11 protein-coding genes and 2 pseudogenes are annotated in these 11,257 nt (G+C 75.4%); 8 read left to right on the forward strand and 5 right to left on the reverse strand.

Annotated elements, in window-relative coordinates:
- The first annotated feature begins 19 nt into the window (after nt 1-19).
- From HYE82_RS01800 to HYE82_RS01810, 3 genes are all read left to right on the forward strand, one after another.
- Nucleotides 20-931 carry a glycerophosphodiester phosphodiesterase family protein gene (locus tag HYE82_RS01800; RefSeq protein WP_179172107.1) on the forward strand — a complete coding sequence of 304 codons (912 nt, stop codon included), beginning with the start codon at nt 20-22 and terminating at the stop codon, nt 929-931.
- 91 nt (nt 932-1,022) lie between these two features.
- Nucleotides 1,023-1,586, forward strand: a complete 564-nt coding sequence (locus HYE82_RS01805; protein ID WP_179172108.1) for a methylated-DNA--[protein]-cysteine S-methyltransferase — start codon at nt 1,023-1,025, stop codon at nt 1,584-1,586.
- Between the two features lie 211 nt (nt 1,587-1,797).
- On the forward strand, nt 1,798-3,042 hold the full coding sequence (locus HYE82_RS01810) for an MFS transporter (RefSeq protein WP_309144165.1): 1,245 nt from the start codon (nt 1,798-1,800) through the stop codon (nt 3,040-3,042).
- On the opposite strand, the pseudogene HYE82_RS01815 reads toward HYE82_RS01810, so the two are convergent.
- Nucleotides 3,032-3,385 (reverse strand): annotated as a pseudogene (locus HYE82_RS01815) (cupin domain-containing protein); the annotation flags it as partial. The gene HYE82_RS01810 and the pseudogene HYE82_RS01815 sit on opposite strands and share 11 nt — an antisense overlap.
- Before the next feature lie 198 nt (nt 3,386-3,583).
- Between HYE82_RS01815 and HYE82_RS01820 the strand changes: the two are divergent.
- Both HYE82_RS01820 and HYE82_RS01825 read left to right on the forward strand, forming a co-directional pair.
- Nucleotides 3,584-4,534: a pseudouridine-5'-phosphate glycosidase gene (locus tag HYE82_RS01820; RefSeq protein WP_179172109.1), complete on the forward strand. Its 951-nt coding sequence runs from the start codon at nt 3,584-3,586 to the stop codon at nt 4,532-4,534.
- Between the two features lie 212 nt (nt 4,535-4,746).
- Nucleotides 4,747-5,673 (forward strand): carbohydrate kinase family protein, encoded by a 927-nt coding sequence (locus HYE82_RS01825; protein ID WP_179172122.1) that lies wholly within the window; start codon nt 4,747-4,749, stop codon nt 5,671-5,673.
- A 66-nt stretch (nt 5,674-5,739) separates the two neighbouring features.
- On the opposite strand, the gene HYE82_RS01830 is transcribed toward HYE82_RS01825, so the two are convergent.
- Nucleotides 5,740-6,384 carry a uridine kinase gene (locus tag HYE82_RS01830; protein ID WP_179172110.1) on the reverse strand — a complete coding sequence of 215 codons (645 nt, stop codon included), beginning with the start codon at nt 6,382-6,384 and terminating at the stop codon, nt 5,740-5,742.
- Between the two features lie 91 nt (nt 6,385-6,475).
- Here HYE82_RS01830 and HYE82_RS01835 point away from each other — a divergent pair, with 91 nt between their 5' ends.
- Nucleotides 6,476-7,921: a WGR domain-containing protein gene (locus HYE82_RS01835; protein WP_179172111.1), complete on the forward strand. Its 1,446-nt coding sequence runs from the start codon at nt 6,476-6,478 to the stop codon at nt 7,919-7,921.
- 25 nt (nt 7,922-7,946) lie between these two features.
- On the opposite strand, the gene HYE82_RS01840 is transcribed toward HYE82_RS01835, so the two are convergent.
- The gene (locus HYE82_RS01840; protein WP_179172112.1) at nt 7,947-8,381 is read right to left on the reverse strand and encodes a cupin domain-containing protein; all 435 of its coding nucleotides are present in this window, start codon (nt 8,379-8,381) and stop codon (nt 7,947-7,949) included.
- Nucleotides 8,382-8,548: 167 nt separating this feature from the next.
- On the opposite strand from HYE82_RS01840, the gene HYE82_RS01845 reads away from it, so the two are divergent.
- Entirely contained in the window at nt 8,549-9,310 is a 762-nt protein-coding gene (locus HYE82_RS01845; protein ID WP_179172113.1) for a DUF2293 domain-containing protein, read from the forward strand.
- Nucleotides 9,311-9,329: 19 nt separating this feature from the next.
- Here the strand turns inward: HYE82_RS01845 and HYE82_RS01850 are convergent, their stop codons facing one another.
- Entirely contained in the window at nt 9,330-10,019 is a 690-nt protein-coding gene (locus tag HYE82_RS01850; RefSeq protein ID WP_179172114.1) for a chaplin, read from the reverse strand.
- A gap of 134 nt (nt 10,020-10,153) precedes the next feature.
- Here HYE82_RS01850 and HYE82_RS01855 point away from each other — a divergent pair, with 134 nt between their 5' ends.
- Nucleotides 10,154-10,705: a hypothetical protein gene (locus tag HYE82_RS01855; protein WP_179172115.1), complete on the forward strand. Its 552-nt coding sequence runs from the start codon at nt 10,154-10,156 to the stop codon at nt 10,703-10,705.
- On the opposite strand, the pseudogene HYE82_RS01860 reads toward HYE82_RS01855, so the two are convergent.
- Nucleotides 10,686-11,257 (reverse strand): annotated as a pseudogene (locus HYE82_RS01860) (hypothetical protein); the annotation flags it as partial. The gene HYE82_RS01855 and the pseudogene HYE82_RS01860 sit on opposite strands and share 20 nt — an antisense overlap.

An 11,257-nucleotide genomic window follows, 5' to 3' on the forward strand; every position in this document is an offset into this window, starting at 1 on the left:
CCCGAGGAGAAGAACGCACATGTACGTCCGACCCTCCGCAGCGGCCGCCGCCGCCTTCCTGGGCTTCACCCTCACCGCGCTGGGCGGGACGGCCGCCGCCGCCACCGGGCCCCGGTCCCCCGCCGCCGACGGACCGGGGATGCTGGGCCCCGTCGTGTACGCCCACCGGGGGGCCTCGGCGTACGCCCCGGAGAACACGCTGGCCGCGGTCGACGCGGCACTGCGGCTCGGCTTCGCCTGGGTCGAGAACGACGTCCAGCGCACCCGGGACGGAGAGCTGGTCGTGATCCACGACGACACCCTGGCCCGCACCACGAACGCCGAGGAGGTGTTCCCGGACCGCACTCCCTGGCGGGTGCGGGACTTCACGGCCGCGGAGATCGCGCAGCTCGACGCGGGCAGCTGGTTCGACGCGGCGTACGCGGGCGCCCGGGTGCCGACCCTGCGGGAGTACCTGGCCCGGGTCGAGCGCAACCGGCAGCGGCTGCTGCTGGAGATCAAGAAGCCCGAGCTCTACCCGGGGATCGAGAAGCAGACCCTGGAGGTCCTGGACGAGGCCGGATGGCTGGACCGGGGGCACGTGCAGCGCCGCCTGGTCGTGCAGAGCTTCAGCGCCGACACGGTGCGCCTCGTGCACGAACTGCGGCCGGACCTCGAAACGGCCTTCCTGGGCACGCCGAAGGTCGCCGACCTGCCGAAATACGCCGCGTTCACCGACCGCATCAACCCCTGGCACACCACCATCACGGCGGAGTGGGTGGCGGCCGTGCACGGCCTGGCGGGGGCCCACGGCAAGACGATGGAGGTGGACACCTGGATCGTGGACGACGCGGTGACCGCCCGGAAGGTCCGGGGGATGGGCGTCGACGGGATCATCACGAATGCCCCGGACGTGGTGCGGCAGGCGGTGATCGGCGGGTTCGCCGACTGATCGGGGGCGCCGACCGGTCGGGGGCGCCGACCGGTCGGGGGCGCCGACCGGTCGGGGCAGGGATGTCGGTGGCCGCCCGTACGGTGGAGGGGTGGACACCACCGAGCGGCCGCGCGGGCCGCACCTGGAATGGACCGTCGCCGCGAGCGACATCGGTCCCCTGCTGCTGGCCGCCACCCCGGAGGGCCTGGTCCGGGTCGAGTTCCATGCCGGTCCGGACCGGGTCGAGCGGATGATCGGCGCGCTGATATCCCGGCTCGGCGCCGACCCGCGGCGGCCGGAGCCGGGCGAGGAGGTCCTGCTCGCCGAGCCGGTACGCCAGCTCTCCGCGTACTTCGAAGGCTCGCTGCGGCGCTTCGAGCTGCCGCTGGACTGGCGCCTGAGCTCCGGTTTCAACCGGACGGTGCTGCAGGAGCTGGACCGCTCGGTGCCGTACGGGTCGGTCGTCGGATACGGGGAACTGGCCGCCCGCGTCGGGCAGCCGGGCGCGGCCCAGGCCGTGGGCCACGCCATGGGGTCCAATCCGCTGCCGCTGGTGGTGGCCTGCCACCGGGTCGTGGAGAACGACGGGGGGATCGGCGGCTTCGGCGGCGGGGTGGAGACCAAGCGTGCCCTGCTGGCGCTGGAGGGGGTGCTTCCGCAGCCGCTGTTCTGAGGGCGGGCGGGCCGGCTCCGGGCAGGGCACGGAGCGGTGTTCTCCCTGTTCCACCGAGGGGTAAGGGGTGGGAAACTGCTGCGGTGACTACTCCTGCCGCACCAGGTTCCGCCGCTCCCTCCCCCCTCCCGCCACGCCGCACGGGACGTCCGCAGTGAGCGCCGCGCCCGGCACCGGAACGGGCACCGGCACCGGCCGGCCCGTCCCGGCCGTGGACCCGGCCGAGCTGCCCCGCCTGCGCCGCCGCACCTCCTCCGTGCTGATCGCCTCCCAGACCCTGGGCGGCCTCGGCGTGCCCGTCAGCATCGCCCTGACCCCGGCCCTGGCCACCGAGGTCAGCGGCACCGAGGCGCTGTCCGGGCTCGCCTCCACCGCCGCCGTGGTCGGCACCGCGCTCGTCTCGCTGCCCCTCGCCGCTCTGATGACCGCGCGGGGCCGCAGGCCGGGCCTGGTCCTCGGGTACGCGATCGGGGCCGCGGGCGCGGCCCTGGTCGTGCTGGCCGCCGCCATCCGCAGCTTCCCGCTGCTGATGCTCGGCATGGCCGCGTTCGGAGCCGCCTCCTCCGCCAACCTCCAGGCCCGGTTCGCCGCCGCCGACCTGGCCGCCCCGGACCACCGGGCCCGGGCCATCTCCGTCGTGGTCTGGGCGTCCACCATCGGCGCGGTGCTCGGCCCCAACCTCTCCGCCCCGGCCAGCCGCACCTTCGCCGGAACCTCCATACCCGAGACGGCGGGCCCCTTCCTGTGGGCCGGCGCCGTCTTCGTCCTCACCGGCACGCTGATCGCCGTGCTCCTGCGGCCCGACCCGCTGCTGACGGCCCGGGCGCTGGCCGGGCCCGAGGAGCACGTCCGCGGGGGCCACTCGGTGCGCGCCGGTTTCGCGGCCGTCAAGGCCTCCCCTCGGGCGCGGCTCGCGCTGGTCACCGTCGCGGTGTCACACACCACCATGGTCTCGATCATGGTGATGACCCCGGTCGACCTCGGCCACCACGGCGCCGGCATCCAGCTCATCGGCCTGGTGATCAGCGGGCACATCGCCGGCATGTTCGCCTTCTCGCCGGTCATGGGCTGGCTGTCGGACCGGCTCGGGCGGCTGTCCGTGATCGGCCTGGCGGCCGGCCTGCTGTCGGTGGCCGCACTGCTCGCGGGCACCGCGGGCCCGCGCCACGGGCAGAGCGCGCTCGGCCTGTTCCTGCTGGGCCTCGGCTGGTCGGCCGGCATGGTGTCCGGCTCGGCGCTGCTGACCGACTCGGTGCCCACCCGCGCCCGGGCCGCCGTACAGGGCCTGAGCGATCTGACGATGAACACCTGCGCGGGCGTCGGCGGGGCCCTGGCCGGCCTGGTCATGGCGGAGGCGGGCTACGGCTGGCTGAACGCGATCGGGGCCTCGCTGCTGCTGCCGATGGCGGTGCTCGCACTGTTCACCGCGCGCCGCCATCCGGCCGTCAGAAGCTGATGTGGTGGGCCTTGCGCAGCGTCCCGTGAACGGTCCGGGCGGTCCACTCGCCCTCACGGAGCACGCAGGCCGATCCACGGCCCCACCTCCACGGTCGCGCCGCCCTCGGCCTCGGCGGTGGCGCGGCCGCTGACGACGGCGAACAGCTCGTTCGCCTCGACGTCCGTGACCACCCCCGGGGTGATCTGCCGGATGCCGCGCACCAGCGTGCCGTCCGGGGACTCCCACAGCACCTTGCCCGTCACGACGGGGCTGCCGGAGACGATCCGGCCGGGTCCGGCTCCTCGGCCTCCGGGTCGGCGTCCGGATCGTCCGGAACGGAGACGGCGAAGGAGGCGGGAGCCGCAGCGGCGGCGGCAGCCGGGTGGCGTGGTCGCCGGTGCTCATGGGGCGCCGGCGTCGCGCGGCCGGACCCGCCGCGGAGTGGCCACGGTGTCCGGCCCGGCCGCGCCGGGCGAGGCATCCTGTCGGGGACGGCGACAACCGGCCACTGCGCGGGCGCCGCGTTTGGCGGTGCTGATCGCGTGCCAGGGATGGGGGCATGTCACAGCACACAGCATCCGCACCCCTGCCCCCGCCCGGCACGCCCGTCCTGTCCGAGGAAGTCCGTGAGGCGCTGGGACAGGGGCAGCCCGTCGTGGCCCTGGAGTCCACGATCATCACGCACGGCCTGCCGCGCCCCCGCAATCTTGCGGTGGCCGCCGAACTGGAGGCGATCGTCCGCGCCGAGGGGGCCGTTCCGGCCACGATCGCGGTCGTGGACGGGGTGCCCCACGTGGGCCTGGACAAGGAGCAGCTGGAGCGGATCGCGGGCGGCGAGGGGGTGCGCAAGCTCGGCCACCGGGACCTGGCACCCGCCGTCGCGGCGGGCGCGACCGGCGCGACGACGGTGTCGGCGACGGCGTTCCTGGCCGCGCGGGCCGGTCTGCGGGTCTTCGCCACGGGCGGGCTGGGCGGCGTACACCGGGAGTGGACGCAGAGCCAGGACGAGTCGGCGGACCTGCGGCTGCTGGCGCGGACGCGGATCACGGTGGTGTGCGCCGGGGTGAAGTCGATCCTGGACGTGCCTGCCACGCTGCAGCGGCTGGAGACGCTGGGGGTGACCGTGGTGGGGTACGGGACGGAACGTTTCCCCGGCTTCTACCTGGCCAGTTCCGGCGAGCCGGTGGACTGGACGGTGCACCGGCCGGAGGAGGTGGCGGAGGTGATGGCCGCTCAGGACCTGCTGGCCGGTCCGGAGTCCGCGCTGCTGGTGGCCAACCCGGTGGAAAAGGCGGAACAGCTGGATCCGGGCCTGCACGACCGGGTGCTGGCGCAGGCCCTCGACGAGTGCCGGAAGCGGGGGATCACGGGGCAGGAGGTGACCCCGTTCCTGCTGGGCTTCCTGGTGCGGGCGACGGGCGGGGCCTCGCTGGAGGCCAATCTGGCGGCGGTACGGGGCAACGCGGCCCTCGGGGCCAGGATCGCCGGGGCCTGGGCGGCCCGACAGTGACGACGGCCGGCCCGGGGCCGGAGCGGGGTGCGGGGCCGGATCCGGGACCGCAGCGGGAACAGGATGCAGGTCCGGGTCCGGGACCGGGACCGGGACCGGCACCGGGACCGGGACCGGATGCCGCATCCGGTCCGGGTCCGGGCTCGGGTTCCGGCTCCGGCTCGGGTTCCGGCTCCGGATCGGGTTCCGGCTCCGGATCCGGATCGGGGGCGCTGCTGGTCGTCGGGGACGTGGTGACGGACGTGGTGGCGGTGCACCCGGAACCGCTGGTTCCGGCCACCGATACGGCGGCCCGGATCCGCACACTGCCCGGCGGCGCAGGGGCCAACGCGGCCTGCTGGGCCGCCCGCGCCGGGCTCGCCGACGTACGCCTCCTCGCGCGGGTGGGCGCGGAGTCGGCGCAGTGGCACGAGCGGGCCCTGCTGGCCGGCGGGGTGCGGCCGCGGCTGTTGGTCGACCCGGACGCGCCGACAGGGACGGTGGTGGCGCTGGTCGGCAAGGACACGGAGCGGACCTTCCTCACCGACAGCGGGGCGGCACTGCGGCTCTCCCCCGCCGACTGGGCGTCCGACCTGCTGGACGGGGCTGCCCACCTGCACCTCTCCGGTTACCTGTACTTCGCCGACACCAGCCGCGAGCTGGCCCTCGTCGCGCTGCGGGACGCCCGCGCCCGCGGGGTGCCGGTGAGCGTGGACCCGGCCTCGGCGGGGTTCCTGGCCACGCTCGGGCCGCGGCGCTTCCTCGACGCCGTGGCGGGGGCGGGCGTCCTGCTGCCCAACGAGGACGAGGCCCTGCTGCTGGCCGGGCTGCCGCGGCCGGCCGGGACGGACGGGACGGACGGGACGGACGGGGCGGGCGGGACGGGCGGGGCGGCCCGGGCGGCAGCGGAGCTGAGCCGTCTGGTGCCGCTGGTGGTGGTCACCCGGGGCGCGGCGGGGGCGCTGGTCGCCCAGAGGGGCCGGGTCACGGCGGAGGTCGCCGCGGAGCCGGTGCGGGCGGTGGACTCCACGGGCGCGGGGGACGCGTTCACCGGCGGGTTCCTGGCGGCCCGGCTCGCCGGCGCCGACCCGGTGGAAGCGGCCCGGGCCGGCTGCCGGTCGGCGGCCTGCGCGGTCACCCGGCTGGGCGGACGCCCGTAGCGGCCCGAAGCTCCGGGGCGGCCCGGACGCATGCCGCGGCCCGGACGGCCGGGGCGGCCGACCCGGTCAGCGGTTCAGGCCCGTCCACGCGGGGTGGCGCGGATCGTCGGCCCGGACCACGGCGTCGGCCAGCGAGGCGGGGTCGGTCTCGGCCTCGTAGCGGGCGAAGGCGGGCAGGGTCCAGCGGGCGGCCTCCTCGGTGCGGCGGGCCAGCGCGCCCGGGGAGAGCCGGATGTGCACGCCGATGTCGAAGGGGAACCAGCGGCCCAGCAGGAGCGGGCCGTGCACGATCACCACCGCCCCCGGCGGCAGTTCGGTGTACGGGCTGCGGGTCGCCCGGTCGGTCGCCGGGTCCCACAGGTCGGGCAGGACCCGCCCGGTGCCGCCCGGGTCGGTCGGGCCGAACACCTCCCGCCACAGGGCGGCGGTGTCGTACCACCCGCCGAGGTAGGAGTCCACGTCCTCGCGGCCGTACTCGAACCGCAGAGAGGCCGGCCGCAGGAAGCCCTCGGCCGGGACGACGAGGGCGGTGCGGCCGCGCCCGCGCAGCACCTCCGCGAGCAGTCCGGCGAGCCCGCCGGTGCCGGCGGCGGGCGCGCCGTCGATGCCGACGCGCTGCCACATCGCCTCCCCCGCCCCGGGTTTGCGGTCGTCCAGACGGTCTGCGAGCTGCTCGGCCATCCGCTGCCAGGTGATCGCTTCCAGGTGCACGGGCCCATTGTCAGTGCCGGCCCCTAGCTTTTTCCACGAGGGAACACCGGCGGGCAGAGCCGTCGGGCCCGGCCTTGGGGAGGGGTCTGTCATGGCTCGCGAGACGACGTACCTGGAGCTGTCGCAGGACGGTGGCGGCGCGCACAAGTTCTACGAGGTGACCGTGGACGGCACCGCGGTCACGGTGCGGTACGGGCGTATCGGCGCGGGCGGCCAGCAGCAGAACTCGACGTTCCCGACCGCGGAGAAGGCCCGGGCGGCCGCCGCCAAGAAGATCGGGGAGAAGGTCCGCAAGGGGTACGCGCCGGCGGTGCAGGGGCAGCGTGCGGCCCGGCCGGTGACCCGCCGGCAGGTGGCGTCCGCGCCGTCGACGGCGCGCGCGGCCGCCCCGGTGCTGTGGCGGTTCCGCACGGGCGCCTCGGCCTTCGGGATCCACGTGGACGAGGACCGCTGCTGGGTCGGCAACCAGGCCGGCGACGTGTACACGCTCAGCCACGGCGGGGAGGTGCTGGCCCGGTACTCGCTGCCGGACGGGGTGAAGTGCCTCGTGGCGGACGAGTTCTGGATCTACGCGGGCTGCGATGACGGCGGCGTGTACGACCTGTCGTCGAAAGTCCCGTTCAAGGCGTACGACATCGCCGACGACGTGGACATCTTCTGGCTCGACATCCGCGAGGGCGTCCTCAACGTATCCGACGCGAACGGCGGCCTGACGGTCATCGACCACGAGGACGAGTTCCAGTGGTCGCGCCGGTCCGCCGGGGTCCACGCCTGGATGGTGCGGGCGGACGAGCATGCCGTCTACCACGGCCACACGACCGGCGTGACGGCGTACGCCCCGGACGGCAGCGGCGAGTTGTGGCACACCAGGACCGCGGGCGGGGTGCTCTTCGGCTGGCAGGAGGAGCACGCGGTGTTCGCCGGCACGGGCCGCCACACCGTGCAGCGGCTGGCGAAGGGCACGGGCGCGATCGAGGCCTCGTACCGCTGTGACGCGGCGGTGTACTCGTGCGCGACCTCCCCCGACGGCCGGCATGTGTTCGCCGGCGACTCCGCCTCGTCCGTCTACTGCTTCGACGCGGACGGAACGAGGCTGTGGAAGCTCGGCACGGGCAGCGGCTCGGCCCTGTCCATGCAGTACCTGGACGAGCGGCTGTACCTGGTCACCACGGACGGCTCACTGGTCTGCGTGGACGCGAGCGAGGCGGCGATCGGCGCGGCCCAGCAGGGAACGGTGCCGACGGCCCGGGACGTGAAGTCCGCTGCCGCCCTGCCGGTGTTCACCCCGGCGGCTTCGGCTGCCGCGGTGGTGACCGTGTCGGCGGCGGCCGCCCCCGCCGACGGCGTGGTGGTGGAGTGCGTCCAGCAGGGCAACCGCATGCGGGTGCAGGTGGTGTCGAGCGGGTTCGAGCGCTCGTGGAACGTGCAGTTCCCGCGCGGGATCCGGGAGCCGGGGGCCCGGTACCTGGTGGACGGGCTGCACGCGGCCTCGGGCGGCTTCTACCGGGTGCGCGGGGAGATACGCCGCCTGGTGTGAGCGGGCGGCGCCGCGGCGGGGCCGGTCACCAGGCGTGGCCGGCGCACGCGCACGGGGTGGCTGCGGGCGGGGCGTCGGCGGGGATGGAGAACGGCTCGCCCTCGGCGAGGGTGCTGGTCACGTACAGCACGACGGGTTCGGTGCCGAGGTTGCGGCCGAGGTGGAGGTGCTCGGGGCCGGCGGGTTCGATGAAGCTGGTCCCGACCGGGTGCACCACGGTGGTGTTGTCGTGCAGGATCCGGGTGAGCGTCCCGGATTTGACCAGGGCGATCAGCGGCACCCGGTGGAAGTGCCAGCCGGTGCAGGCGCCGGGCGCGATGACCACCTCCCGCCCGGCGAGATCCGCTGCCCCGGCGCCCGCCGCTGTCGCGGGTCTGCCCGCACGCGCCGGTATGCCGGGGCCCGGTATGGACAGGCCCGGTATCGCAGGCCGCTCCGTCGCCGTCTGACGTCCGCTCATGTCTCCCCCTCGGTCGCGAGTCACGGGCACCCCGGGCGTCACGAGCGACACCGCAGGTCCCGGCCCCCACGGTAAGCGACTTCCGTGAATCGAGGGAGAGTTGACGGTTCACGGACCACCACTCCGCGTGAGGTGATAGAGGGGCCGAACGGCGGTATCACACGGTCATGACCCTGGTCGTGTTCGAGTCGGTGAAGGCGATCCACTGCGCGCAGTGCCGTCGGGGGCCGCTGCGACATCTGGTGCGTGAGGCAGGCGTGCCGCGCTGCCTGGACTGCGCGGACCTCGGGCACCTGGTCTACCTGCCGCGCGGGGACGCCGCGCTCACCCGCCGGGCGCGCGAGGCCAGTTCGCTGTCCGCCGTCGTCGTCCGCTTCAACAAGCGCCGCCGCCGCTACGAACGCCTGGGCCTCCTCGTCGAGGATCCCGCCCTGGCACGGGCCGAGCGCGCCTGCCTCGCGGACGCGGAGGCCCGGGCGCGGCGCCGGGAGCGCGACCGGCTGCGCCGGACGGCCGAGGACACCCGGTTCACGGCGGCGTTCGCGGCGGAGATACGGCGGCTGTTCCCGGGCTGCCCGGCCGACCGGGCGGCGGCGATCGCCGCTCACGCCTCGGTGCGGGGCAGCGGCCGCGTCGGGCGCACCTCGGCCGGCCGGGCCCTCGACGAGCTCGCCGTGACGGTGGCGGTGCGGGCGGCGGTGCGGCACGCCGACACCGAGTACGACGCGCTGCTGATGGCGGGTGTGCCGCGGTTCGCGGCCCGGGCCCGGCTGGCCGCGCAGATCGACGCGGTCCTCGACGCCTGGCGGATCGCGCCTCCCGCCGGGGACACCGGGTCCGGGCCCGGGCCCGACCCCGGGGACCGGGAGGGCACCGGGCGCGAGGAAGCCCCTCGGGCCGCGGGCGTGCCGGACACCGAAGGGCTGTGATCCTGCGGACTCCGCGGTCCTACTGCTGGCGGGAGCGCCGGTAGAGCAGCGCCCCGCCGAGGAGCAGGGCGCCGGCGCCGGGCAGCAGGTAACCGAGGCCGTCGGACCCGGTGTGGGCGAGGGCGCCCGGGGTGTGCTCCGACTCCTGCTCAGGCGCGGGCGGGGTCACCGGGCGCGGGGCGGTGGGCTTCTCCGCGGGCTTCGTCGGCTGCGCGGGCTCGACGGGCTTCGTCGGCTGCGGCGGCTTGGCTTCGCTGGGCTGCTCGGCGTTGACCGAGCTGTTGCCGGTGGACGGGTTGCCGACGCCGACGACGTTCACCGAGTTGCCGCTGAGGTTGACCGGGAGCTTGACCGGCAGCTGGATCGCGTTTCCGGTCACCACCCCGGGCGAGTCCTTCGCGGTTCCCTCGGCGTGGGTGCTGCCGCTGGTGGTGGACCCCGAGCCCGTCGAAGGGCCGGAGCCGGTATTGGTACAGCTGTTGCCCGCGGCCGGGTTGAGCAGCCCGGCGACGCTGACGGTGTTCCCGCACACGTTGACCGGGGTGTGAAGGGGCAGCTGTACGAGGTTTCCGGACAGCAGCCCCGGCGAGCGCTCGGTCTTCCCGCTCGCGTCCGCGTCGGCGTAGGCGAAGCCGCCCACACCCGCGACCGCGAGTCCGCCCCCCGCGACCACCGTCGCGATCAGGCCGTTCCGGCGACTGTGACGCATCAGTTTTCCTGCCTTCCGGAAAAGTTCACGGGCGCTGCACTGCACCCGCATGAGAAGACAACGCGCCAAAACCCGTTCGGGTTATAGGGCCGGTAGGCATTTCACTCCATCGTGTAGCGGGTAGTGGCTGGTCCATGACCACCGATCGCCCCCTGCTCCTCCTCGACGTGGACGGCCCCCTCAACCCCTTCCGGTCCCGCTTGGCCGGCCTGCGCGGCTACACCAGCCACCGGATGCGGCCCGCGGTCTGGATGTCGTACCGCAGCCCGGACTCACGCAGTGCGCGGCGCGGGCTGAAGGTCCGTCTGCACCCGTCGCACGGCGCGCGACTGCTCGACCTGCCGTTCGACCTGGCCTGGGCCACGACCTGGATGAACGAGGCGAACACGATGGTCGCCCCGCACATCGGGCTCCCCGGCGACCTGCCGTTCATCGAGTGGCCGGAGCTGTTCGCCCGCGACCCCGACGGGCTCTCGTGGAAGACCCGGCCGCTGCTCGCGTGGGCGGCGGGCCGCCCCTTCGCCTGGGTCGACGACATGATCAACGCGCGGGACCGGGCCTGGGTCGCAGCCCACCACCCGGCTCCCGCCCTGCTGTTGCGCATCCACCCCCGCCACGGCCTGCGCGACCGGGACTTCACCGCCCTCGGCAGCTGGGCGGACGGGATCAGTACGGGAGGGCGCTGACCGGGTCCGCGGACGGGCGGCCCGCGGGCCACCAGTCCTCGCTGCCGGGCCGGGCCTCGTACGCGTACCAGAGGCCGTCGCGGCCGAGCCGCAGCTGCCGGGTGCCCGCGGTGAGCCGGTTCCGATCGGGCCGGAACGATCCGCGGGAGGCGGCCAGGAGCGCCGGGCGGGCCCGGTCGAAGGGGCCGGCCGGCGGATCCCAGGGCTCTTCCAGGGCGTTGAGCGCGGGCAGGCCGCCCTGGCGCCAGGCCGACGCCGCCCGGGCGAGGTCGGTCGTGGTGCGGCCGGTGGCCCGGGCCAGGTCCCGGTAGAGGGCCCGGGCCGCGCCGGTCAGGCCCGCGGTGTGGTGCGCGGACGCCAGGCGGACGGCGTCCTGCCACAGGGTGAGCCCGCCGATCGGGTCCTCGCCGGTGCGCAGCAGCGCCAGCGCGCGGGCGGCCGCATCCGTGGCGAGCTGGTCCAGCGCCAGCGGGTCCGGTGCGCCCGGCACACCCGGCTCGTCCGGGCAGGCGGGCGGCAGCCCCGGCACGGCGGGCGGGGCTGCCGCCCGCC

Origin of the sequence: Streptomyces sp. BR123 (assembly GCF_013401435.1) — a bacterium.
Taxonomy (GTDB): Bacteria; Actinomycetota; Actinomycetes; order Streptomycetales; family Streptomycetaceae; genus Streptomyces.

Bases quoted from the DNA above. Each gene is read 5' to 3' on its own strand.
- HYE82_RS01855 (WP_179172115.1), top strand. From the start codon at position 10,154: ATGACCACCGATCGCCCCCTGCTCCTCCTCGACGTGGACGGCCCCCTC.
- HYE82_RS01820 (WP_179172109.1), top strand. From the start codon at position 3,584: ATGTCACAGCACACAGCATCCGCACCCCTGCCCCCGCCCGGCACGCCC.
- HYE82_RS01800 (WP_179172107.1), top strand. From the start codon at position 20: ATGTACGTCCGACCCTCCGCAGCGGCCGCCGCCGCCTTCCTGGGCTTC.
- HYE82_RS01835 (WP_179172111.1), top strand. From the start codon at position 6,476: ATGGCTCGCGAGACGACGTACCTGGAGCTGTCGCAGGACGGTGGCGGC.
- HYE82_RS01850 (WP_179172114.1), bottom strand. From the start codon at position 10,019: ATGCGTCACAGTCGCCGGAACGGCCTGATCGCGACGGTGGTCGCGGGG.
- HYE82_RS01840 (WP_179172112.1), bottom strand. From the start codon at position 8,381: ATGAGCGGACGTCAGACGGCGACGGAGCGGCCTGCGATACCGGGCCTG.
- HYE82_RS01845 (WP_179172113.1), top strand. From the start codon at position 8,549: ATGACCCTGGTCGTGTTCGAGTCGGTGAAGGCGATCCACTGCGCGCAG.